Here is a 25282-nt window from a genome sequence, read left to right on the forward strand (position 1 = left end):
TTCATCTTCTCCTTTATCCTCTTACTACTGGGCAAGTTAGGCAAGTCGGCCCACCTGTTCCTTTAACAGTAATTTCATCGCCTTTATATTCGTACACAGTTGCTCCAGCATCAAGTAGCTGTTGCTTTGTTTCTTTGTTGCCTTGAGGAATCACACATACCCTTGGTGCAAGCGCTAAAACATTACAGCCTAACGAATCGTATTCATCTTTAGGTACTTCTACTAGCTGGATGCCACGCTCAATTAGCAGTTGTCTGAAAAATACTGGCATTAAACGCGAATGCACAACAGCTAAATCTCGGTCTACCATACTTATGAAAGACATTAAATGTAAACATTCAGCTTCACCAAGATCATGTGGTAGTTGTACAACTATAAATTCATCTACCATATCGGCTGTCATTTCCTTTAACTGACGAATGGCTTCATCGTTTGTTCGATAACCTCTACCCACAACGAGCGTTCGATCATCTAGCCAAACAATATCTCCACCGTCTGAAACTGCCTCTCCAGTAAGTTCACCAATTATTGGTATACCTTTTTGCCGTAAAAAGTCCTTGTATACTGCTGCTTCTGGTTGTCTTAATTTTTTGCCTGATTTCAGTATTATGGCACCATTTGGAGTGAATTTAACTGGATCATGTGCATAAAGAGAATCTAATCCTACTTCATCTGCTATAGGCAGATATTCAATAGTCTCAACATACTTTCCAAGAATCCCAATAAATTCAGCGTATTCGCTTAGAGCTTCTTCATAATCAGGCTCAGATAAGTAGTTAAATGTTTTCCATTCCTCACTAAGATGTGTCTGGCTTCGGAAAGCATCTTTTGGATCTTTTACAATAACATGTTTCAAAGGCGCATACATTGATGAACAATAATGCATTCCTTTCACCTCATTTCCGCGTAGTGGAAAACGTTTCCGTTAAGAGGAAAGTTTATATGAAGAATATATTCGTTTTATGCTATACTGTCAATATATTTAGAAAACTTTTATTTTTCTTTTAATCTAGATTGCGTTCACGCTTGGAAAAAATGCTGTCGTTTATTAAAGAAGCCTTAAAGGATCCTTTTGTAGTTTTCGTGTATTAAAATAAGCATTTGTTTAGACTTCTGATTTGTACGGGAATATTGGAACTAGACGTAGATGGAGAATAAAAATAAAATAGGATGAAGGGAGGTGGGACAAATGCAATTATTAGAGCGGGCGATGACAATTGCCAAGGTTTTAGCTGCTGATGCAAACGACAGTAGCTTGTCCATTTCAGAGCTTTCTACAAAATGCGATTTACCGCTAAGTACTTTACATAGAATTTTAAAAGCCATGATTAAACAAGGGATGATTGAGCAAGATGAACAGACTAAATATTATCGGCTTGGAACCATATGGATGGAACTTGGCTTACAGGTATATGATACGATGGATTATATTAGCAAAATCAGACCTGAGTTAGAACGATTAGCCAGGGAGGTTGAAGAAAGCGTTTATTTAAGTAAACCAGCTGGATTAGATACGATTATTATAGAACGGATAGACAGTGCAGCTAATCCGATTCGTATTTATGATCAGTTGGGTATTCGCATACCTATGCATATCGGAGCGGCCAATAAGGCCATACTCGCCTCAATGTCAGCGCTACAATCCAAAGAAATTCTAGAGCAACTAGTAACTAAAGATGAAATGGCCGAATTAGAGGAGCAGCTTCACCAAATTCGACAACAAGGCTATGCAATAAGTCATGGAGAACGAACTGCAGGTACTTCCTCCATTGCTGTCTCTGTTTTAGATGGTTTTGGTGAAGTGATAGGAGCAGTCAGTATTGGTTTTGTAAACTTTAATGTCTCTCAAGATCATATTAATACATTGATTGAGCGATTAGTTGATACTGGTAGACGTGTATCGCTGAAACTTGGTTATCGAGGAAAAGGATAGGAGAACTATTCCCCATTAAACTTCTCTACTTTTCATAAATGTTTTATGTCTGTAAAGGTTTTTTTCTTGAAAGGTTATGTGAAAACTGTTGCACTGAACGCCATCGTATGTTAAATTATTATGGTATGTGAAATACCGAACTGAAATAATAATCTTTCAGCATCAACAGTAAGGAGGGAATACAACATGCCAAAACAATGTGTAATCACTGGACGTAAAGCTCGTACTGGTAACAACCGTTCCCACGCTATGAACGCTAACAAACGTACTTGGGGTGCTAACCTTCAAAAAGTTCGTATCTTAGTTGACGGTAAACCAAAACGTGTATGGGTTTCTGCTCGTGCATTAAAATCAGGTAAAATCGAGCGCGTTTAATCGCTGCTTCTAAAAAATCGATTTCGCATTGAGCGCAATCGATTTTTTTCTTGATTAGTATTCTAGAAGAAAGTAAAAAATCCGACTAACACTAGTCGGATTTTTTTACTTTCTTATCTTTTTTAAATAGGTTAATACACGTACGCGTGATACTACTCACGAATTTCGGCAATTGGAACGTATATACTTTCAGGACTCTCTCCCCCTTACGCTAATCTATGCTTCTTATCATTAAACATATGCCTTGCGAGAAAGATATAGACCCTGAAGTTCCTATTATTTCATTACTTGTAAATCGAGATGTTCCTAAGGAAATTTCCTCATTCGTTGTTTCATATTTTACTTGTCGTAATGTTACACCTTGAATAGGCTCCTCGTGAGCAAAAAAAGACAAGTATCGGTATCGATCATCTGCATAAATTGTATGTGTACCTGGTAGTAAAAATTGCAACATATTAGTATGATTGATTATCTTTAACTCAATTTGAGGATGCTCTTTTTGTAACCGATAAATAGAACGAACAGCTGCCTCGTAATGATCTAAACGCCCACCCGTCACACCTGTCAAAATAATTTCTTGTGGTGCAAACGTATAGGCTTTAAGCAAAGCTAAATCCGTGTCTGTTTCATTTTTCTCTTCTTGAAAACGTTGTTGATCATTGGTTTGTGCCATTACTTGTCGATATTCTTCATCCGTTAAAGAATCAAAATCACCAACAATAGCATGGGGCGTAATTCCTTGCTCAATTAAATATAAAGCGCCACGATCAGCCCCGATAAACACAACATCCTGTTGTTGCTGAAACGATGAAAATGAACAAAGCTCATTTTTTGGACCACCTGCACAAACAACGACTGTCGTCATCCTTTAATCGCTGCCTCACCAGCTAGTAAAATCTCTTGAAGAGCAGCTGTTCGATCTTCTTTACTATAGATAGCTGACCCAGCTACAAAAATTGTCGCTCCAGCCTGTGCACATGGCACAATTGTTTCAGCAGTAATACCACCATCAATTTCAATGGCAATATCTAAGCCTCGCTCCTTAATTATTGTTGATAATGCTTCAATTTTAGGTACAACAGAATGAATAAATTTTTGTCCACCGAATCCAGGATTAACAGTCATTAATAATACCATATCAATATCTTCTAAAATGTGTTGAATTGATTCTATCGGTGTATGTGGATTTAATACGACACCCGCTTTTACACCAAAAGAACGGATTAATTGAATTGTTCGATGTAAATGACGACATGCTTCTACATGTACTGTAATATAATCTGCTCCAGCTTTTGCGAACTGTTCAATATACTGATCTGGATTTTCTATCATTAAATGCACATCTAATGGTAACTTCGTTAATGGACGGATAGCATCCAATACAATAGAACCAAATGAGATATTCGGTACAAAGTGACCATCCATTACATCAATATGAATAAGTTGTGCACCTGCTTGCTCTACTTCCTTTACTTCTTCACCTAACTTTGCAAAATTTGCTGCTAAAATTGATGGTGCTATTTGTATCATCATTAATACCTCGGCTTTCGATCCATAATTTCTTGCATAAATTGTTCATAATGCTTGTAGCGGTAGTCTCGAATTTCCCCTGCTTCTACTGCTGCCTTTACTGCACATTTTGGCTCTTTCAAGTGTAAGCAACCTCTAAATTTACAATCATCCGCTACTCTAGCCATTTCAGGAAAACATACACCTAATTCTTCTTTCTCAATTTCGTCAAAATCAAAGGAACTAAATCCAGGCGTATCTGCTAATAAACCATCACAGACCTCTATCAGTTCAACATGTCGAGTAGTATGTTTACCCCGTCCTAAGCTTTGGGATATAATACCCGTTTTTAAGTTCAACTCTGGAATGAGCGTATTAAGCAAAGTTGATTTCCCAACGCCCGATTGGCCAGCTAAAACGGTGGTTTTTCCCTTTAAAATAGGATGTAACCGTTCTACTAATTCTTCTTCATCTTTATATGTTTGCAAAACTGTATAGCCCATGCTTTCATAATCTGCTATATAATTTTGTAATTCATCACGTTCATCATTTTCTAGCAAATCCATTTTTGTTAAACAAATAATAGGATGTACATGGAAGGATTCTAACACAACTAAAAAACGATCCAGTAAAATGGTATTGAAATTCGGTTCCTTTACAGAAAACACCAAAATACCTTGATCAATATTCGCAATTGGCGGACGTACTAATTCATTTTGGCGCTCAAAAATCTTTTGTATTGTCCCATCAGAGCCTTCAGTTTCCATTGTATACTCTACAATATCGCCTACGAGTGGGGATTCGCCACGATTACGAAATACCCCACGTCCTCGGCATTGAATCAGTTGATGTCCATCAAATACATAATAATAACCACTTAATGCTTTTCTTATTTGGCCTTGCGCCATCCAATTCCTCCTTAATCGACATCATTATAATTAACTTTGCCTTCTAAAATTATTTCTGAGTCACGAATTATTCTATAACTCGCATCTTTGCCATCTTCAATTGTAAGCTGAATGTTGTATGGCGTATCACTTAAAATTTCAAATACTTCAACAGGTTCAGACAATGTATGATTTTTATCTTGAATTTCAATTCGAATATTTTGAGCTATTCCCTCTTCTGTAGGTTTATACTCAATGACTACAGGTATGACACGTAGTTTATCGGGCTGTTTTGCTGGCCCTTTACTTATTACAACCGATATCATAGAACCTTCTTCTACCATAGTACCCGCTTTTGTCAATTGCGAAATTACACTGCCAGCTGGGATGGTTTCATGATGTTCTTCACGAGATATACGCCAATTGAGACCTGCTCTTTTCACATAGTCATCCATATCAGCTTTCGTATAATTTACAACATTTTCAACCCTTACCATTCTAACTCCTTGGCTAACTTTAAACGTGATTGTTTCTTCTTTCGCTACTACCTCAGAATTTGGTGGTATGCTTTGTTCAATAATTCTTCCTTCTGGCTCATTAGAAGGGACATCCTCTTTTATTACGTCTTTATACTTTCCTTTTATTAAAGCTTCAACTTGACTATAATTTTGTCCAACATAATTATCAACAGTCGTCATCTCTACACCTAAACTAACGATTAAGTCTACCTCTGAACCTTTTTCACGTAATGAATTTTTTGATGGGTCCGTTTCTATAACTTTCCCCTTCTCTATTTCCTCATGATTTCGCTCCTGATGCTCTTCACCAACAACAAATCCATCTGCTTCTAATTTTTTTGTCGCTTCCTCTATTGTTAAATTTGCTACATCTGGTATAGCCACTTTTTTCGGGCTAAATAAATCTTTTGCAAAAATAAAGAATAAGAAAATGACAACCGCTGCAATGAATAGTCCTGCAACATATTTGGGCCAATTTTTCTTCTTTCCCTTTACAGGAACTGGCTTTTCTACAGGCTTTTTAGGTTGTGGTTGAGAAGGTGCTTTAGCTTCCATAATCGGTTCAATAACTCTTGTTTTAGTTAGATCTTCGTCTTTTTTATGCATCTGCTCTTTAATGATGGGAATAGCTTTCGTTACATCATTATCCACAGGTATGACAAATTTGGGATCGTTGATTCTAGATGGTGTTAGTACGGTTTCCAAATCTTCATACATTTCTTCCACTGTAGTATAACGATGGGATGAATCTTTGGCAGTAGCCTTTAATACTACATTTTCCAAGCTTTGGGGAATCGTTGCATCAAAAGCACGGACAGAAGGCGTTTCAGCTTGTAAATGCTTAAGTGCTATTGAAACAGCAGATTCGCCAGAAAATGGAAGTTCACCTGTTAATAATTCATATAACACGATACCGAGTGCGTAAATATCTGATTTGTTTGTAGCTGTACCGCCGCGAGCTTGCTCTGGTGATAAATAATGGACTGTACCAAGCACAGAATTTGTTTGAGTAAATGATGTAGCACTTAACGTCATGGCAATACCAAAATCCGTAATTTTCACATTACCTTCCGCATCCATTAATATATTTTGCGGTTTAATATCACGGTGGATAATATGGTTTTCGTGGGCATTAGCAATGGCAGACGTTAATTGCTTCATAATATGCACACTTCTAGCAGGAGAAATTGGTGCAAATTCTTGTATGTACTGCTTTAATGTTTTTCCTTGAACATATTCCATCACAATATAGTGTAGATCTCCATCGTCACCTACATCATAAACACTAACAATATTTGGATGTGTAAGACTTGTAGCAGACAGTGCCTCACGTTGAAAACGTCGATGTAATTCATCCTCATTGGAAAAATCATAGCGTAATATTTTAATGGCTACATCACGATTTAAGATCATATCGTGTGCTAAATAAACATTGGACATACCTCCGCCACCAATGAGTTCTAAAATTTTATAACGGTCACTAATTCTTTTACCTACAAGCATTCTTACACCTCCTCATCCTTTTTTGTTAATAGCACGAGGGAGATATTGTCTTCTCCCCCGCTGGCATTTGCTAATTCTACAAGTTTACGCCCCTTTTCCTTAATGGAGTCTGGATACGTAATTATCGATGCCATTTCATAAACAGTTAGTTTATTGCTTAATCCATCTGAACAAATGAGTAAATACGATTCTGATGCTAAATCTACTTCATAAAAGTCTGGTTCGATTGTGTCCTCTGTCCCAACCGCTTTTAAGATGAAATTTTTCTTTGGATGTGTCAAAGCCTCTTCTTCGCTTATCTCACCATTTTCGACCAAGACGTTCACATATGAATGATCTCTTGTTATTTGTTGTGCACCATCTTCAAAGAAATAATACACACGACTGTCTCCCACATGTGCAATGAAGCAATGTTGTTCTTCGATTAACACTGCAATAAATGTCGTGCCCATTCCTTTACAGTCTTCATGTGATAAAGAATAGTCATATATTGTTTTATTTAATTGCTTAACTGTTTGTAATAACCATTCTTTTTTTGATGTTGTGGATACAAAATGATGTGTGTCTGCCTGTAAAAAAAAGGATTCCATTTGTTTAATTGCCATATCACTTGCTACATCACCAGCATTATGACCACCCATGCCATCCGCTACAAGTGCTAGTGCAAGTCCATCTGGACGTTTAAAGAATGCAGCACGGTCCTCATTAATGGATCGTTTTAAACCAATATCACTTTCGACTGTGTATTCCAATACTGGTCACCTCGTTTCTTCAGATCTCTCTTGTGCACGTAATTGACCACACGCAGCAGCGATATCTGAACCTTGCTCTCGGCGGATCGTTACGTTAATACCATTTTTCTTTAATGTTTTTTCAAAAGCAAAAATTTGACTACGAGATGTACGAACATAATCACGTTCTGGTACATAGTTTACAGGAATTAAATTGACATGACATTTAATTCCTTTAATTAAAGCAGATAGTTCCTCTGCGATTTCTACTGAATCATTTTCACCAGACATCAGCCCATACTCGAAACTCACTCGTCGACCTGTTTTTTTTGTATAGTATCGCACAGCTTCCATTAATTCTTCCAATTTATAAGCACGGGCAATTGGCATTAGCTTTTGACGTGCTTCTTGGTTTGGCGCATGCAGAGAAACGGCAAAGTTAATTTGTAATTGTTCATCTGCAAACTGGTAAATTTTAGGGACAATACCCGATGTTGAAACTGTGATATGACGTGCTCCGATATTTAAACCTTTTTCATGATTGATCACTTTTAAGAAGTTCATCATTGCATCATAGTTATCGAAAGGTTCACCAATACCCATAATGACAATATGAGATACTCGCTCGCCCAATTCATCTAATGTTTGCTGCACTTTGACAACTTGCTCCACAATTTCCCCTGCTAATAAATGTCGCTTCAAACCACCTAAAGTGGATGCACAAAACGTACAGCCAATTCGGCAGCCTACTTGTGTTGTTACACAGACAGAATTTCCATATTCATGGCGCATTAAAACAGTTTCTATTGAATAGCCATCTTGTAATTGGAATAAAAATTTAATGGTACCATCTTTAGATTCTTGTTTAATAATGGTTGATAGTGTGGATAATGCAAAATTTGCAGTTAGTTTTTCGCGTAATCCCTTTGAAAGGTTTGACATTTCTTCAAATGTCTTTACACGTTTATTATACAGCCAGTCAAAAATTTGAGCAGCACGGAAAGGCTTTTCGCCATTTTCCTTTAGCCATTCTTCTAATTGATGAGGTTGTAACGAATAAATGGATTCTTTTAAATTTGGCTTTTCTTTTTTTACACGTCGAACGGGCTTTTCTTCTGCTTCTTCGACTAAATCGTTAATACGTTCATTAAATTTCTCTTGATCCACCATTAGTTGGATTCTCCTTTTTTACGAAAGGCGGCGACAAAGAAACCGTCACTGCCAAAGTCTTGTGGAAAGACTTGAAGCATGCCATTAGCTTGCTTTTCCGCTAATTTTGTTGGTAAAGATTCTAGTTGTATAGCTTCCATTTCTGGATGTGCTGTTAAAAAGGCTTTCACAGTGCCTTCGTTTTCTTGTATGTCTACTGTACACGTACTGTATACAAGCTTACCATTTATTTTCAAAACTTTCGTTGCTGCATCAAGTAAAGCTAATTGGATTTTTTGAAGACTTTCTAAATCTTCTTCTCGCTTTGTATATTTAATATCTGGTTTACGTCGCATAACTCCTAGTCCACTACATGGTGCATCGACTAAGATAGCATCAAAAGACGCTGCTTGTAAAAATTCTGGTGCTTTCCGTCCGTCTATTGGGGCTGTTTCAACAATATCAAGCCCTAGACGCTCTGTATTATGGTCGATTAAATCTAATTTATGTGGATGAAGGTCTGTTGCTAAAATAGACCCTTCATTTTTCATTATTTCGGCAATATGTGTTGTTTTTCCACCAGGTGCCGCACACATATCCAAGACACGCATACCTGGAGATGGATTTAGCACATTAGCAGGTATCATTGAACTTTCATCCTGAATAGTAATCATACCTTCTTTGAAGGCTTTTGTACGAGCTGGTTGACCGTTTGTAATGTATAAGCACTCTGGTATAACGTCGCTTTGATTAGCCGTTAATCCTTCTGCCTCTAACTTGGCAATTGCTTGCTGAACAGTTGCTTTTGTCGTATTAACACGCACAGTCTGCACAGGCGGTCTATTATTTTCATGCAACATTTCAGTCGCTACTTCAAAACCGTAGTTATCAACAAATCTTTGAACTAACCACATTGGATGACTTGTTTCTATTGAAAGGCGCTCAATTGGATCTGCTATGTCATCTGTTGAAGGGACTCCACTGCGTAACACGGATCTTAATATGCCATTGACCATAGAAGCGATTCCACGATGCCCTCGACGCTTGGCAATTTCTACTGCTTCGTTTACTGCAGCGTGTGGAGGGATACGTGTTAAATAATGGATTTGATACAACGAAATTCTTAATAACCAGCGAACCCAATGATCAATTGAACCACGAATAAATGGCTCTAAGTAATAATCAAGTGTCATTTTATGCTGTAAAGTTCCATACGTTATTTCAGTCAATAAAGCACGATCTTTTGCTTCAATTTTATGCCGTTTAATTGTTTCATTTAGCAATAAGTTGCTATAAGCCTGATTTTTATCAACTGCTAATAGAATTGACAATGCGGCATCTCGTACATTGCCATCCCAAATCACTACACTTTTTTTACTCATTTAAATTGGTCCCCAATCTGTAATTTAGAACCTGTCCCACGTAAATATTCCTCTGCGGTCATGCGCTTTTTACCAGCTGGTTGCACATCATATAATGCTAAAGTTGTCCCGTTGCCAGCTGCTACCTCAAAATGATCTTTATCAATGGCAACCACTGTACCTGGATTAGCCTCATGCTTACTTTTGCCAATCGTTGCCCACCAAATTTTAAAATTACCATCCTCAAAAGTAGTATAAGCAACAGGCCATGGATGAAGACCGCGCACTTGATTGTATAAAGTAATAGCATCGTTGGTCCAATCAATCCGTTCTTGTTCCCTTGAAATATTACTTGCAAAGGTAACTTGTGCTTCATCTTGAACTGTACGGTTATTTGTACCATTTATAATAGAAGGAAGTGTTTCCTTAAGTAATTCACAGCCAACCATACTTAGCTTATCAAAAAGTCCACCAGTATGATCATCTTCTTCAATAGGGATCGCTTTTTGAGAGATAATATCTCCCGCATCAAGCTTTTCTGCCATATACATGATTGTTACTCCTGTTTCTTTTTCACCATCCATGACGGCTTGGTGAATCGGAGCCCCTCCACGATATTTTGGTAATAGGGAGGCATGGACATTAATGCAGCCTAGAGCCGGTGCATCTAATAATTCTTTTGGTAGTATCTGTCCAAATGCTGCTGTTATTACTAGATCAGGCTGTAAAGCAAGAATCTGCTGTAACTCCTCGGAGCCACGCAATTTTTCAGGTTGAATAATTGGCAAGCCAAGTTCCAAAGCCGTTGCCTTTACTGGCGGCGGTGTTAATACTCGCTTACGCCCAACTGGACGATCTGGTTGTGTTACAACTGCTTTAATAGTATATCCTTCATCATGTAGCATACGCAAAATAGGTGCGGAGAAGTCAGGTGTCCCCATAAAAACGATAGATGTCATTTTATTCCTCCTCTTCAGCGTACATTTCTTCTAGTTCTTCTGCTGTGACAATACGCTTGATTTTTGAATCGAAAAGCACACCATCTAAATGATCAATTTCATGTAAAATCGCACGGGCATCAAAGCCACCTGCCTCTAATTCATAAACACGTCCTTCACGATCACATGCTTCAATTTTGACATAACTAGGACGTTCCACTTCTCCATATAACCCTGGAAAGCTCAAGCATCCTTCAATATCTACTTCTGCTCCGTCCGTTTCAACGACAGTTGGATTAATCATTTCTAAAATATCACGTTCTTCACCTAGTTCAACAATTGCTACCCGTAACCCTACGTCTATTTGTGGTGCCGCAATTCCAACGCCATCATATTCCACCATAGTGTCATATAAATCATCAAGTAATGTAATAATTTCATCATTAATTTCTGTCACTTCAGCACACGGTGTGGATAGTACTTTTGCAGGATTTTCAATTACTTTTTTTATAGCCATTATTATTTCCTCATTTCTGCTTTAAAGCTAGTGCACTAGCTAATTGATACTTTTATTAAAAATCGTGCTATTATTACACGCTAACTATATAGTAGACGGATCTAAATCTACCGTCATTAATATTCCTTGTTTAATCCACTCTGCTCTATACATAGCAAGTAAACGTTGTAACACGGGAATTAGATTTGGTTCAATTTTATATTTTATCAAACATTGATAACGATATCTATTTTGGAGACGAGCAATACTCGCAGTTGTTGGTCCTATTATTGCTACTTGATTCGATAAGTTCCCTCGTAACCAATCAGCCACTCGACCAGCATATTCAGCAGCCATCATGACATCTTCATGGGATAATTGAATAAGAGCTACAAAATAATAAGGTGGATAGTTTGATCTGCGACGTAAAAACATCTCACGTTCATAAAATGGTTCATACTCTTGTGTTTTAGCTAAATCAATTGCGTAATGCTCAGGTGTATACGTTTGAATGATGACTTCCCCTAGCTTGTCATGTCTCCCAGCTCGGCCACTTACCTGTGTTAATAGCTGAAATGTTCGCTCTGCTGCGCGGTAATCAGGTAAATGTAAGGATGTATCAGCACTAAGTACACCGACTAGCGTAATATTTGGAAAATCCAGACCCTTTGCGATCATTTGAGTACCCAGCAAAATATCTGCATGCCCTGCCCCAAATGTCTCTAATATTTCTTCATGTGCCCCTTTATGCTTCGTAGTATCTACATCCATACGTAATACTCTTGCCTCAGGAAACAACTTATACAGCTCCTCTTCCACCTTTTGTGTACCTGTACCAAAATAACGAATATGATCACTTTGACATTGCGGACATATTTGTGGAACATGTTCCTCGTAACCACAATAATGACATTTCAATTTTTCAGTTGTTCGATGATAGGTTAATGAAATATCGCAATTTGGACATTGGACAACTGTTCCACAATCTCGGCAGAGTACAAATGATGAATAGCCACGACGGTTTAAAAACAGCACCATTTGTTCTTTTTTCTCAAGCCTTAAACGGATTGCTTCTATCAGTGATTGGGAAAACATCGAACGATTACCTTGTCTCAGCTCTTCACGCATATCTGCAATAAAAACAGTCGGCAAAGCCTGATGTAAAGCACGGTGTTTTAAGGAGAGTAGCTTATATACTCCCTTTTTAGCTCTTGCAAATGATTCTAATGCTGGTGTTGCACTCCCTAAAATAATAGGACAGTTATAAAATTCGCTACGCCAGATGGCTACATCTCTTGCATGATAACGTGGTGAATCTTCTTGCTTATAAGTTGATTCATGTTCCTCATCCAATATAATAAGCCCTATATTCGTAAAAGGAGCAAAAATAGCTGAACGAGCTCCAACTACGACCTTCACTTTGCCTTGTTGGATTTTACGCCATTCATCATATTTCTCCCCTACAGATAATCCACTATGCATCACAGCAACCATCTCACCAAAGCGACTGCGGAATCGTTCGGTCATTTGTGGAGTTAAAGAGATTTCAGGTACCAACATAATGGCTTCTTTTCCTTCTTCTAATACCTTTTGAATAGCCTGCAAATAAACCTCTGTTTTACCACTTCCTGTTACACCATGTAATAAAAAGGTTTGCGCTATTTGCTGGTCCATAGCTGTAGTAATAGCTTGGAGAGCAACCTGCTGCTCACTCGTTAATTGTAAGGCATGTGTACGTGAAACTTCCTTCGTAAATGGATCACGAAATACTTCCTCTTGAATAAATTGAGCAGCTCCTTTATCAATTACTGCCTCTAAAACTGAAATAGAGACCCTTGCTTCGTCACAAATTTGTTGGGGAGTAAAAACCTCTCCTAAGTGTTGGCACATCCATTGCAGTAATAGCCGTTGTTTAGCTGCTCTGGATGATTGCTCTAAAGCACGTTCAATAAGTTGTTGGTCTGCTGTTATTTGAACCATTCGAATTTCTTTCACATTTCCCTGTTGCTTCACAACATTTTCGATTGAAACAATGTTTTCTGCGACCAATTGCTTCACAAGGGGTAGTAAACCTGCTCGTTCAAATTCTTTAAAATTTGCTCGTTGACGCTTCCCGAATATAGCCTGTACCTCTAGTGGCAATTGTTGACCTTGTTGTAGCTTAATCATTTTTTCATACTTGGCTCGAAGTGCAGATGGTAACATCACTTGCAAGGCATCTATTTCATAGCAAATCGTATCGTTCTTCAACCACTTCGCCATTCGCAACATCTCTTCTGTCAGGACTGGCTCCATATCTAAAATTTGATTGATTGCCTTTAGTTTATTTAACGGTACATCTGTTTCTTTCTTCAATCCAACAACAAAACCCAGGACATTCCTTGGACCAAATGGCACTTTAACACGACTTCCTAACTCGATAACACTAATCCATTCTACAGGTACTTGATAATCAAATGGACGGTCTACATGGTAAGTAGAGACATCTACAATGACCTCTGCTATCAAGAAGCTCATTGTTCCTCACCCTTTATAATATATGACCATAATGTCTGAGCAAAAAGTTGTGGGTTAATTGTAGCCAAAAACTGTCCGTTAAGCTGCGCTTTTTCACTAAAATCAATCCATCTCTCAGAAAGTATATTAAGCATTGGAGTTCCTTGCACTTTTTGTCCGAAAGTGATCGCTTTTATGCCTTCTACCGAAATGATCGGCGTTTCCTTTATAGTCGGCACATTTGCTGCATGGATCAATATTGCCTGAGGATATTGGATTTTATAAGCCTCCAGTTGCTGTATAGCATCAAACAAATTAGAATTTTCTATTTCAATTACATGTGCGCCTAGCATTCTTGCTTCATGTGCTAAAGCTCGGCCTATGGCTCCAGTTGCCTGTGGACTAATTACATGCTGTTCATCCAATGGTACATGTAGGGCACCCGCAGTCACTATGACTGTTTTATCTGTTAGTGGTGTAGTTTTTCCCGAAAAAAAATCTTGAACAAGTGCAGTGATTTTTTCTGGCTCCTCTAGACGGCCCTTCCCGACATAGCCACATGCTAAAAAGCCTTCGGAAGGCTCAATAAATTTGTAGCCATCAGCTGATAGCCTATCCAAATTACGTTTTACCGCTGGATGGTCGTACATGTGTACATTCATGGCTGGTGCAATCCATACAGGTGCTGTCGTAGCAAGCAGGGTTGTTGTGATCATATCATCTGCTATACCATTGGCCATTTTTCCTATTATATTTGCTGTAGCGGGCGCTACTAAAATTAAATCAGCCCAGTCTGCTAAGTCTATATGAGCAATCACACTTGAATCTTTTTCATCAAACGTGTCAAAATAAACATCATTTTTGGACATCACTTGAAAACTTAATGGATTTACAAACTGTCTAGCAGAGGCTGTCATGATGACTTTTACATTGGCTCCTGCTTGTGATAGCTTGCTTACGAGTGCCACAGCTTTATATACGGCAATCCCGCCTGAAACACAAAGTAAAATATTTTTATTCATGCTAGGTGTCGTCCTTTCAAATGATAAGCTCCCAAAGAAGGATTCCCTGGGAGCTTTCGGCATTCTGTATAATTAAAATCTACTGCTAACTAGACTAGCATGCATGTAAACATAGTAAAGCTCTTTACATGATGTTAGATTTCGTCCTCATACACAGTTGACTCATCCTGTGATACTTTCGTAAGTACACCTGCCGCTACTTCTTCAAGTGCTTTCCCAACATATTTATGGGAAACATACTTGTGTAAGCGTTCTGTGTCTTGCTCTTCTTGCATTTGGCGAGCACGTTTAGAAGCAAGGCTCACTAATGAATATTTTGAATCGATTTCTTTTTTTAAAGCGTCTACTGATGGGTATAGCATTGTTTTATTCTCCTCTCAACATTGACAAATATCTTTTTTCAACACGTTCTCTACGACAATGCTCGGCTTTAATAATCGCATTTATACGATCACAGGCATTCGTCACTTCATCATTTTCCACAACATAATCATACAAGCTCATCATTTCAAGCTCTTCACTTGCAGTAGCGATTCGTTTGGCAATGATATCCTCCGTTTCTGTCCCACGTCCAACTAAACGATCTTTTAATTCCGTTAAACTTGGAGGGGCTAAGAAAATAAATAAGGCATCTGGTGCTTTTTTACGAATTTGTGCTGCACCCTGCACTTCGATTTCTAAAAATACATCACGACCTGCATCAAGTGTTTCATTTACATAAGCTAATGGTGTTCCATAATAGTTACCGACAAATTCAGCGTGCTCTAATAAGCCACCTTTTTCAATTAACACTTCAAATTCATGACGTGTCTTGAAAAAATAGTCTACACCATCTACTTCACCTTCGCGAGGATTTCGTGTTGTCATCGAGATGGAATACTCATAATTCGTATTCGGCTGAGAAAATAATTCTTTTCGCACTGTCCCTTTACCTACACCAGAGGGGCCAGACAGAACAATTAATAATCCACGTTCTTTTATCATTTATTCTCTATATCTCCCTTAATTTATAACAGACACGTGCAAGTTATTCGATGTTTTGCACTTGCTCACGCATCTTTTCTAAAATTGTTTTCGCCTGAACAACAGCAATCGCTGCTTCTGTAGATTGATTTTTTGAACCAATCGTATTAATCTCGCGATGTATTTCCTGCATTAAAAAGTCCAATTTACGCCCAACCGAAATCTTTTCAAGTAATGTTTCCTCCAGCTGATTGAAGTGACTATCTAATCTGTCTAATTCTTCGGAGATGTCTACTCGTTCTGCAAAAATTGCTACTTCCGCTAGTAAACGATCTTCTAGCAATGTGCCATCTGCAACTTCATTAATTCGCTCTATTAATCGTGTACGATATTTTTCAACAGCAAGTGAAGAACACAAACGAATCTGATTGACTTGCTCCATTAACTGTTCTTTATATTGTACAACAACCTCTTGTAATTCTTGCCCTTCACGCTCACGCATTTGAACGAGCTGTGAAATCGCTTGTGAAATCGCTTGTTCAACAGCACTGAGCAAATCCTCTGGTGTAAGCTGGGGTTTTTGCTGTACAAGTGCCTGCTCTAACGATAAAAGTTCTTGCATCGTCCATTTTTCTTCAAGTGGTACTTTACTTGCTAATTGCTCTTTTGCCTTACGATACGCTTCAATTAATGACCAATTAATCTCAATAGATTGCTCTACGTTCTCTAAGTCCTTCACATATACCATCACATCAATTTTGCCGCGTGACAAAGCTTGAGAAATTAGTTTCTTTGCAAAAATTTCAGCTTCAAGCCATTCTTTCGGAAATTTTGCGTTAATTTCTAAAAAACGATGGTTGACCGAGCGCATTTCCACGGTTAATTGAAAGTCTCTAGTTGTTGTGACACCTCTGCCAAAACCAGTCATACTACGCACCAAGGTTCGTCACACCTTTCTTTGCATACTGGGATTATTATAACATAAGCTTTGTCGATTATGACGACTCTCCAAAAAAATTTGGTTAAAGTAAAAGCTAATTCTACCACAATTGAAGCTATATTTTAATATTCACCTAAAAAATGCTATGATAAACATACCAAAAGAGTATTTGCGAGCTTAAAAATAGTGCATGCAGATACATTAAGAAAAAAATACGAAAGTACCAAGATGCTTGATATCGTTGGAAAGAGGAATTCATATGGCATTTGATGGCTTATTTACTTATTCAATAACTGCCGACCTACAACAGCTAGTCACTGGTCGGATTACCAAAATACATCAACCCAATGCACAAGAAGTTATTTTACATGTGCGAGCGAACGGAAAGAATCATAAATTACTGTTTTCCATCCACTCTTCTTATGCACGTGTACACCTTACTGAACAGGTGATTGAAAATCCAGCAGAGCCGCCAATGTTTTGTATGCTTTTGCGTAAGCATATAGAGGGTGGTTTTATTGCTTCTATAAAACAGCGTGATTTTGATCGCATTATAATAGTAGAAATTGAAAGTAAAAATGAAATTGGAGATCCAATTGTAAGAGAAATACATGCTGAAATTATGGGTAGACATAGTAATCTACTGTTGATTGATCAAGAGCAGGGAAAAATTATTGACAGCCTAAAACATCTACCGCCTTCAGTCAATAGCTTCCGTACTGTACTACCAGGGCAACCGTATATTGCACCACCCGCACAAAACAAATGGAATCCTTTAACGGTGACAGATGAAGAGCTAACAGCATTTTTTGCTGAAGGGAAAACCTCTAAAGAGCTAGTGCAACAATTAGCTGGTTTTTCACCTCTTCACGCGGAAGAATTATTGTATCGAATGAAGACGACTTCAAATACGCTAGTATGTTTCAAGGATTTTATGGCCTCCTTTGCGAACGGTGGAATGAAGCCTATGTACGTACTCTTCAATCAGAAAGTATACTTTTCCCCTATCGAATTAACGCATTTGCATGATGGGGATATAACAAGCTATCCTAATGTCCATGAGCTTCTTGATCGTGTATTCTTTGCCCGTGCAGAGCGAGATCGTGTAAAACAACAAGCAGGCGATTTAGAGCGCTGGCTACAAAATGAGATTGACAAATTAGCTTTAAAAACAAAAAAGTTAACAAAGGATTATGAACGTGCCTCCAAGCTCGATCAATTCCAACTATATGGTGAGCTATTAATGGCTAATATCTATGCCTTTGAAAAAGGAGTTAAGGAAGTTACTGTCACAAATTACTATAGTGAAACTGGCGAAGAAATAACGATTCCAGTAAGCGAACGTAAAACACCTATTGAAAATGCCCAAAGTTATTATACAAAATATACAAAGGCAAAAAATGCCCTGGTCATGGTTCAAGAGCAGCTAGAAAAAACTACTGATGAAATTTCTTACTTCGAAATGCTTGCACAGCAAGTTCAGCAGGCTTCTCCTGGAGATATTGAGGAAATTCGTGAAGAGCTAGCAGAGCAAGGTTACTTAAAACTACGTCATGCGAAGAAAAAGAAAAAACAAGCGAAACCTGAACCAGAACGCTATGTTTCTTCTACAGGTGTAACAATCTCTGTTGGAAAAAACAATAAACAAAATGACATGCTGACATTCAAACTAGCAAAGCGGACTGATATTTGGTTACACACAAAAGATATTCCTGGATCTCATGTTGTCATTCATTCAAGTGAACCCGATGAAACGACATTGCGAGAAGCTGCCACTCTAGCCGCCTATTTTTCTAAGGCCAGAGAATCCTCTTCTGTGCCTGTAGATTATACCGAAATACGACAGGTTAAAAAACCAAATGGTGCCAAACCTGGTTTCGTCATCTATTTTGAACAAAAGACACTGTATATTGACCCGGATGAGGCAGTCATTTTACAGTTAAAGAAACAGTCATAAAGGAAGAAACCGATACAAATAGTATCGGTTTCTTCCTTTTTATAACGAATACACGTAATCCGTACTATAAAACGATGAAAACAACCTTATCTTGATTGATTTTTACAGACAATCTTCCTTATTATAATAACAATATAAAAACACATGAATAATCTGCACTGTTTCCTTCAACGTATATTGACTTCTACTACTGAGAAACGCTAAATTAAAGTATAAAAATTTTTATAGAGCATTCAGGAAAGGGCGTATCTATATGTCTGTAGGTAAAAAATTAAGCTTTGGTTTCTTTGCAATTATTCTCACATTAATCATTTCTTTGTTCATTATGTTCCTGTTATTTTCAAACATTGAAAAAAAGATTGAAAATGCATTAGAAGGACATGTTGCCCTGGTAGAATTAGCAGATGATATTCAATACGAAATGGCTATGCAAGGTCTTTTCATTCGTGCCATCATCATCGAAGACAAACCTGCTAACAAAGAGAGTTTCTCAAAATATGCAAGTATGCTCGACACACATGTAGATGAAATCACTGAAAAATCGAATTCAGCTGAAATGGAAACATATGCACAGGAATTAAAAGTTCATAATGATTCTTTTAACAAGGCAGCAACTGAAGCAATAGCTTTATTTGAAGCTGGTAATCTAGAAGGTGCTTTGCAGAAGGTAAATGGTGAAGTCCAACAAGCTAATAAAGGTATACAAGATGTATCCGATCAAATTGGAAACTATCAAAAGCAACAACTAGATATTGTGACAAAAGAATCTAAACAGGCCGTGTTTAATTCACAAATTATTTCCATTATCGCAATCATTATTGGTATCGCTCTAGGTATTTTCCTTATTTTCTATATACAACGGACAATCTCACGCCCTTTAAAATCTGTCGTTCTGGCTGCAAACCATGTAGCTAATGGAGAATTAATTCATCCAGATATTACCCATCAATCAAAAGATGAAATTGGTCAACTTTCAGCAGCTTTTAATGCCATGAAGGGGAATCTGAAAAATTTATTAACGCATATACAGGACAATGCAGAGCATTTAACAGCTTCAGTAGAGGAACTTTCTGCCTCAACTGAAGAAATTACTGCCACTGCTGATGAAATTACAATACGGATTAACGAAACAGCTGAGGCTGCAGTGACAGCTACAGTTGCAGCTAACGAAAGCGCACACGCTATGGATGAAACGGCTGTAGGTGTTCAACGAATAGCTGAGGCAACTCAACAACTACATCAGAATGCTATAACAACTTCAGAATTAGCAACAAATGGAAACGAGACGGTAGAAGAAGCTCAGCAACAAATGAATGTCATCCATGAATCAACACAAACGATTAATAATCTTGTTCAAAAATTGAGTAAGCAATCAGATGAGATTAGTCAGATCACAGCTGTTATTACAGCTATTACAGATCAAACAAATTTATTGGCACTCAATGCAGCAATTGAAGCTGCTAGAGCTGGAGAGCATGGTAAAGGATTTGCGGTAGTAGCAGATGAGGTTCGTAAGTTAGCTGAGGAATCAAAACAATCAGCCAACCAAATCGTTGCCTTAACGCTAGATATTCAACAGGATACACATAATGTAGAAAAAGCAGTCTTTGATGGACTTCATTCTGTCACAGAGGGCGTTAAAATCATCGGACATGCAGGACAAGCCTTTGAAGGAATTGTGAAAGCAATTAATACGATGACAGATCAAATAGAAGATATATCAGCTACCTCTGAAGAAATTTCAGCTAGCGCTGAACAGGTTGCAGCGTCCGTTGCAGAAATCGCCCATGGTGCTTCAACTAGCGCGGATAATACAAAAATTGTAGCTTCAGCAACAAGAGAACAATCTATAACAGTACAACAAGTAAACCAAGTAGCCTCAGATCTAAGCGAAAAGTCCTTAGATTTACAGAATCAGATCAATCAATTTAAACTTTAAATAGAAAACAGTGCATTTTATAAATGGGATGCACTGTTTTTTATATTTTTTTCATGGTATACCACTTAAAAAGTGGAAGAATATCCTTCTGAATAGCTATTGTTAACGTTTTCATTCGATGAATAAACAGATTTTTAGTAATTATTTGCATTATCAATCCTCTTCAGTAAGACAAATGACATCCTCAAAAAAACAATACGATTTAAACAGTTCTCTTTGGAAGAATACAAGGCGAAATGAAGCATTCCTTTTATTTTTTAACTGATGAATAAAACAGTAACCGACTGCATATATGCATGTATATACAACTAGCTCCAAAATTATTTCAAAAAAACTTAATCTCGTAAACTAGCTTGTCACTAAATCCAAATTTTTCTTAGTATGGGTACCTTTTTTCATACAAATGCTCATTTTTTTCTTTTTCTTCCCCACAAATGGATAATCCTAGAAAAATACAAAACAAGTTTCTTATATATCATTAATAGATAAAAATATTCATGTTTTGCGATAATAAATTACAAGAAATTACCTGTAAAAGAATCTAATTCACTGAGTTTTACATAGATTTTCTACAAATCTATACAAATTCCTCAAGGTATTACATCTATGACTTTTGATTCATTTTTCAAATATCGATAATATTATCAAAAAAATAGGAATTTTCCGTATAGTAAATCATTTTTTTATTTTTACTTTATTTTTGATATTCAGAATAAGTAAATATCAAATTTTTAATATATATACACTTCGCCTCTTTAGCGTGATAAATCGGAAAAATTTATTATTCTCCTAAATGTCAGATAATACTATATAAATTCGAATCTTTTTTATTTTGTACACAATGATTTTTTTGGTATATTAAATAGGAGCTTCACAAAAGGCTTAAAAATTGTATAAGGGGGATTCACATGAATAAAAACAAAAAGTTTTTATTACTAACAGTCCTTGCAGTATTTTCTTTAGTACTTGCTGCATGTGGCTTCGGTGGAGATTCGTCTGACAAATCTAAAGACGAAGGAAAAGATTCTGGTTCTTCAGAAACAACTTCATCAGGTGGCGAATTAAATGTAGTAGTAGCTTCTGAGCCGCCATCTCTTCATCCTGCATTAGCAACAGATACAACTTCTGGTGTTATTCTAACAAATACTTTTGAAGGATTAACAACACTTGATGCAGACGCTCGTCCAGTTGCAGCTGCTGCTGAAAGCTGGGAAGTTAGTGAAGATTTAAAAACATACACGTTCAAATTACGTGATGCTAAATGGTCAAACGGAGATCCAGTAGTAGCTGGTGACTTCGAATACGCTTGGAAATGGGCATTAAACCCAGACAATCTTTCTGAATATGCTTCAATCCTTTACCCAATTAAAGGTGCTGCAGCATACAACAATGGTGAAGGTTCTGCTGATGATGTAGGCGTTAAAGCACAAGACGAAAAAACATTAGTAGTAACTTTAGAAAACCCAACACCTTACTTCTTAGAATTAACAGCATTCAAAACATATGCACCATTAAACCAAAAAGTAGTTGAAGGTAATGATGAGTGGTATGCAGATGCTGGTGAAAACTATGTAACAAACGGTCCTTTCACATTAGCTGAATGGAGACACAATGATACAATCGTATTAAAGAAAAACCCAGAGTACTGGGATGCTGATAAAGTTTCTTTAGAAACTGTTAATATCGGTATGGTTGAGTCTGAAGCAACTGCAGCAACAAGCTTCAAAGCTGGAGAAATTGACTACTTAGGTGCACCATTCCAATCTGTGGCACTTGATTCAATCGACGCATTTAAAGCTGATGGTTCATTAAATATTAATGACCAAGCTTCTGTTTACTGGTACAAGCTAAATACAAAAGATAAAATCACTGGAAACGCTAACATCCGTAAAGCGTTAGCTTTAGCAGTTGATCGTCAAGGTTTAATTGACAACATTACTAAAGGTGAGCAAAAACCTGCATTAGGCATGGTTCCTATCGCAGTTCATGGCTTTGAAGAAGACCGTGGTTACTTCAAAGATAACGATATCGAAGGTGCTAAAGCAGCACTTGAAGCTGGTATGAAAGAACTTGGAATTACAAACCCAGCAGATATCAAAATTAACCTTTCTTACAACACAAGTGAAGCACACGCTGCTATCGCTCAATACGTTCAAGAGGGCTGGACTAAAAACCTAGGTATCACTGTAGGTCTAGATAACTCTGAATGGCAAGTATATTTAGAAAAACTTAACCAATTAGATTACCAAGTTGGCCGTATGGGCTGGGTTGGTGACTACAACGATGCTTATACATTCTTAGAAATGTATGACACTGCTGCAAACGGTAACAACGATACTGGTTGGGAAAGTGCAGAATACAAAAAATTATTAGATCAATCTAACGTTGAAGCAGATCCTGCTAAACGTCTTGAGCTTTTAAAACAAGCTGAAAAAGTTGCTGTAAATGATTTCCCAGTTATTCCAATCTACTACTACACGAACCTATCTGTAGTACAAGATTATGTGAAAAACATGAAGGCAGACATCCTTGGTAACATCTCTCTTAAAGAGGTTAAAGTAGAGAAATAATCAACAAATAATTCGCTTATTTAGCTCTACAGCGAAGAGCTGCCTCGTAGCCACTTCGGCGCGAGTCAGCTCTTTTTAAAATACGAAGGCATATATTTGTCTGAAAATTGACAAATAGAAGGAGGAGTTTTATGTGATTAAATATATTTTGAAAAGGCTGATGTATATACTTCTCGCGCTTTTCGTCATCGTAACGGTTACGTTTTTCTTAATGCGTCTCGCTCCTGGTAGTCCTTTCGCGAGTGAACGTAATTTCCCACCTCAAATTGAGGAGAAGTTAAACGAAACGTATGGATTAAATAACCCTTGGTATATTCAATATAAAGATTATTTAATCGATACGGCCACATTCAATTTCGGTGAGTCAATGAAATATAAAGCGCGTTCTACAAATGATATGATTTCTGAAAGTTTCCCTGTTTCATTAACATTAGGGATTGAAGCTATGCTATTAGCAGTTGGATTCGGTGTATTAATTGGCGTAGTTTCCGCGCTATATCATAATAGGTTCCCGGATTATTTGGCAACGTCCTTTGCGGTGCTCGGTATATCAGTACCTTCATTTATCTTAGCAGGTTTAATGCAGTATTTCTTAGCCTTTAAGCTAGGCTGGTTCCCTATTAGTGGGTGGAAGGGCTTTATTTATAGTATTTTACCAGCCCTTGCAATCGCTTTCTCTCACATGGGCTTTATCGCAAAATTAACACGTTCAAGTATGCTTGAACAAAACAATAGTGATTATGTAAAAATGGCTCGTGCAAAAGGTATTGGTAAATGGACAATCGTATTCCGTCATACATTACGAAATGCCCTTCTGCCAGTCGTAACATACCTTGGTCCATTAACAGCTGGTGTTGTAACAGGTAGTTTCATTGTTGAGCAAATTTTCGCTATTCCTGGACTTGGTAAGCACTTTGTTCAAAGTATTACAAACCGTGACTATACAGTAATTATGGGTACGACGGTGTTCTATTCCATCATCCTTTTATTTGCGGTATTAATCGTTGATATTCTATATAGTGTGATTGATCCGCGTATTAAACTGAAAGGAGCGAAAAAATAATGACACAGCAACAAATTGAAAAAGATAAGTTTAAAATTGTTGGTGGAAATCATGAAGCAACGGAAAAATTAGCTGATAAATCAGTCTCCTTTTGGAAAGAAGTATTTCTCCGTTTCTCTCATAACAAATTAGCCATCATTGGGATAATCATTTTAATCATTGTTATTTTAATGGCTACATTCGTACCAATGTTTTCTCAATATAAAGCAAGTGATCAGCTAGGTGTTTACAACGCACCACCATCTGCACAATTTTGGTTTGGAACGGATGACCTTGGTCGTGATATTTTCGTTCGTATTTGGGAAGGCGCTCGTATTTCCCTATTTATCGGTATTGCTGCAGCGATTATTGATTTAATTATCGGTGTTTTATGGGGAAGTATTTCAGGCTTAGCAGGCGGTCGTGTTGATAACATCATGATGCGTATTGCCGACGTTTTAACAGCTGTACCTTACCTTCTAGTAGTAATCGTACTTTTAGTTGTTATGCAACCTGGTTTAATTCCTATGATTATTGCCCTGTCCATCACTGGATGGATTAACATGGCTCGTATCGTTCGTGGTGAAGTATTATCTATTAAAAATCAAGAATATGTTCTTGCTGCTCGTACATTAGGTGCTAGTACAGGCCATTTAATTATTAAACACTTAGTTCCGAATGCTCTTGGTGCAATCTTAGTAACGATGACGTTAACAATTCCATCTGCTATTTTCACTGAATCATTCCTAAGCTACCTTGGTCTTGGGGTGCCTGCTCCAACTGCTTCTTGGGGTACAATGGCCTCTGATGGTAATAAAGCTATTGCCAATGCTCCATGGCGCTTGATTTTCCCAGCAGTATTTATCTCACTGACAATCTTTGCGTTTAACGCAGTTGGTGACGGCTTACGTGACGCTCTAGATCCAAAACTACGTAAATAAGGAGGTGGCCGA

The 25282-nt window shown here is 37.5% G+C and carries 23 protein-coding genes; 7 read left to right on the top strand and 16 right to left on the bottom strand.

Going from position 1 to position 25282, the window contains the following annotated elements; all coding sequences use genetic code 11:
• Positions 1 to 13: 13 nt before the first annotated feature.
• Positions 14 to 886, bottom strand: coding sequence for a dimethylarginine dimethylaminohydrolase family protein (locus C7B89_RS04115; protein WP_048395355.1), 873 nt, complete (start codon positions 884 to 886; stop codon positions 14 to 16).
• A 303-nt stretch (positions 887 to 1189) separates the two neighbouring features.
• On the opposite strand from C7B89_RS04115, the gene C7B89_RS04120 reads away from it, so the two are divergent.
• Positions 1190 to 1933, top strand: a complete 744-nt coding sequence (locus tag C7B89_RS04120; RefSeq protein WP_048395357.1) for an IclR family transcriptional regulator — start codon at positions 1190 to 1192, stop codon at positions 1931 to 1933.
• 186 nt (positions 1934 to 2119) lie between these two features.
• Positions 2120 to 2308: a 50S ribosomal protein L28 gene (rpmB, locus tag C7B89_RS04125; RefSeq protein WP_004227417.1), complete on the top strand. Its 189-nt coding sequence runs from the start codon at positions 2120 to 2122 to the stop codon at positions 2306 to 2308.
• Between the two features lie 91 nt (positions 2309 to 2399).
• Here the strand turns inward: rpmB and spoVM are convergent, their stop codons facing one another.
• From spoVM to C7B89_RS04200, 15 genes are all read right to left on the bottom strand, one after another.
• Positions 2400 to 2501 (bottom strand): stage V sporulation protein SpoVM, encoded by a 102-nt coding sequence (spoVM, locus tag C7B89_RS23520; protein WP_099805045.1) that lies wholly within the window; start codon positions 2499 to 2501, stop codon positions 2400 to 2402.
• Positions 2502 to 2519: 18 nt separating this feature from the next.
• Positions 2520 to 3173, bottom strand: coding sequence for a thiamine diphosphokinase (locus C7B89_RS04135; RefSeq protein WP_048395359.1), 654 nt, complete (start codon positions 3171 to 3173; stop codon positions 2520 to 2522).
• Complete coding sequence (rpe, locus tag C7B89_RS04140; RefSeq protein ID WP_048395360.1) at positions 3170 to 3838, bottom strand: ribulose-phosphate 3-epimerase; 669 nt, start codon at positions 3836 to 3838, stop codon at positions 3170 to 3172. Before rpe ends, C7B89_RS04135 begins: the two co-directional genes overlap by 4 nt.
• 2 nt (positions 3839 to 3840) lie before the next feature.
• On the bottom strand, positions 3841 to 4725 hold the full coding sequence (gene rsgA / locus C7B89_RS04145; protein ID WP_115673206.1) for a ribosome small subunit-dependent GTPase A: 885 nt from the start codon (positions 4723 to 4725) through the stop codon (positions 3841 to 3843).
• An 11-nt stretch (positions 4726 to 4736) separates the two neighbouring features.
• Entirely contained in the window at positions 4737 to 6725 is a 1989-nt protein-coding gene (pknB, locus tag C7B89_RS04150) for a Stk1 family PASTA domain-containing Ser/Thr kinase (protein WP_048395364.1), read from the bottom strand.
• 2 nt (positions 6726 to 6727) lie between these two features.
• The gene (locus C7B89_RS04155; protein ID WP_054549883.1) at positions 6728 to 7477 is read right to left on the bottom strand and encodes a Stp1/IreP family PP2C-type Ser/Thr phosphatase; all 750 of its coding nucleotides are present in this window, start codon (positions 7475 to 7477) and stop codon (positions 6728 to 6730) included.
• Positions 7478 to 7483: 6 nt separating this feature from the next.
• The gene (rlmN, locus tag C7B89_RS04160; protein ID WP_048395368.1) at positions 7484 to 8626 is read right to left on the bottom strand and encodes a dual-specificity RNA methyltransferase RlmN; all 1143 of its coding nucleotides are present in this window, start codon (positions 8624 to 8626) and stop codon (positions 7484 to 7486) included.
• Positions 8626 to 9987 (bottom strand): 16S rRNA (cytosine(967)-C(5))-methyltransferase RsmB, encoded by a 1362-nt coding sequence (gene rsmB / locus C7B89_RS04165; protein WP_115673207.1) that lies wholly within the window; start codon positions 9985 to 9987, stop codon positions 8626 to 8628. The genes rlmN and rsmB overlap by 1 nt, the downstream gene beginning before the upstream one ends.
• The gene (fmt, locus tag C7B89_RS04170; RefSeq protein WP_103117565.1) at positions 9984 to 10925 is read right to left on the bottom strand and encodes a methionyl-tRNA formyltransferase; all 942 of its coding nucleotides are present in this window, start codon (positions 10923 to 10925) and stop codon (positions 9984 to 9986) included. The genes rsmB and fmt overlap by 4 nt, the downstream gene beginning before the upstream one ends.
• Before the next feature lies 1 nt (position 10926).
• Positions 10927 to 11421 (bottom strand): peptide deformylase, encoded by a 495-nt coding sequence (def, locus tag C7B89_RS04175; protein WP_004227388.1) that lies wholly within the window; start codon positions 11419 to 11421, stop codon positions 10927 to 10929.
• Between the two features lie 84 nt (positions 11422 to 11505).
• On the bottom strand, positions 11506 to 13917 hold the full coding sequence (gene priA / locus C7B89_RS04180; protein WP_115673208.1) for a primosomal protein N': 2412 nt from the start codon (positions 13915 to 13917) through the stop codon (positions 11506 to 11508).
• Positions 13914 to 14918, bottom strand: coding sequence for a bifunctional phosphopantothenoylcysteine decarboxylase/phosphopantothenate--cysteine ligase CoaBC (gene coaBC / locus C7B89_RS04185; protein WP_066037832.1), 1005 nt, complete (start codon positions 14916 to 14918; stop codon positions 13914 to 13916). Before coaBC ends, priA begins: the two co-directional genes overlap by 4 nt.
• Positions 14919 to 15052: 134 nt before the next feature.
• Positions 15053 to 15280: a DNA-directed RNA polymerase subunit omega gene (rpoZ, locus tag C7B89_RS04190; RefSeq protein ID WP_004227380.1), complete on the bottom strand. Its 228-nt coding sequence runs from the start codon at positions 15278 to 15280 to the stop codon at positions 15053 to 15055.
• Between the two features lie 4 nt (positions 15281 to 15284).
• Positions 15285 to 15902 (bottom strand): guanylate kinase, encoded by a 618-nt coding sequence (gene gmk, locus C7B89_RS04195; RefSeq protein ID WP_115673209.1) that lies wholly within the window; start codon positions 15900 to 15902, stop codon positions 15285 to 15287.
• A 43-nt stretch (positions 15903 to 15945) separates the two neighbouring features.
• The gene (locus tag C7B89_RS04200) at positions 15946 to 16821 is read right to left on the bottom strand and encodes a YicC/YloC family endoribonuclease (RefSeq protein ID WP_066037833.1); all 876 of its coding nucleotides are present in this window, start codon (positions 16819 to 16821) and stop codon (positions 15946 to 15948) included.
• A 259-nt stretch (positions 16822 to 17080) separates the two neighbouring features.
• On the opposite strand from C7B89_RS04200, the gene C7B89_RS04205 reads away from it, so the two are divergent.
• The 5 genes from C7B89_RS04205 to C7B89_RS04225 all read left to right on the top strand — a co-directional run bounded on the left by C7B89_RS04205 (position 17081) and on the right by C7B89_RS04225 (position 25270).
• Positions 17081 to 18778, top strand: a complete 1698-nt coding sequence (locus C7B89_RS04205; protein ID WP_115673210.1) for an Rqc2 family fibronectin-binding protein — start codon at positions 17081 to 17083, stop codon at positions 18776 to 18778.
• A gap of 253 nt (positions 18779 to 19031) precedes the next feature.
• Positions 19032 to 20717: a methyl-accepting chemotaxis protein gene (locus tag C7B89_RS04210; protein ID WP_066037180.1), complete on the top strand. Its 1686-nt coding sequence runs from the start codon at positions 19032 to 19034 to the stop codon at positions 20715 to 20717.
• Positions 20718 to 21625: 908 nt separating this feature from the next.
• Positions 21626 to 23287: a peptide ABC transporter substrate-binding protein gene (locus tag C7B89_RS04215; protein WP_054549875.1), complete on the top strand. Its 1662-nt coding sequence runs from the start codon at positions 21626 to 21628 to the stop codon at positions 23285 to 23287.
• A 133-nt stretch (positions 23288 to 23420) separates the two neighbouring features.
• The gene (locus tag C7B89_RS04220; protein ID WP_004227372.1) at positions 23421 to 24350 is read left to right on the top strand and encodes an ABC transporter permease; all 930 of its coding nucleotides are present in this window, start codon (positions 23421 to 23423) and stop codon (positions 24348 to 24350) included.
• Positions 24350 to 25270, top strand: coding sequence for an ABC transporter permease (locus tag C7B89_RS04225; RefSeq protein WP_048395384.1), 921 nt, complete (start codon positions 24350 to 24352; stop codon positions 25268 to 25270). Before C7B89_RS04220 ends, C7B89_RS04225 begins: the two co-directional genes overlap by 1 nt.
• Positions 25271 to 25282 lie beyond the last annotated feature (12 nt).

Origin of the sequence: Lysinibacillus capsici (assembly GCF_003367505.1) — a bacterium.
Taxonomy (GTDB): Bacteria; Bacillota; Bacilli; order Bacillales_A; family Planococcaceae; genus Lysinibacillus; species Lysinibacillus capsici.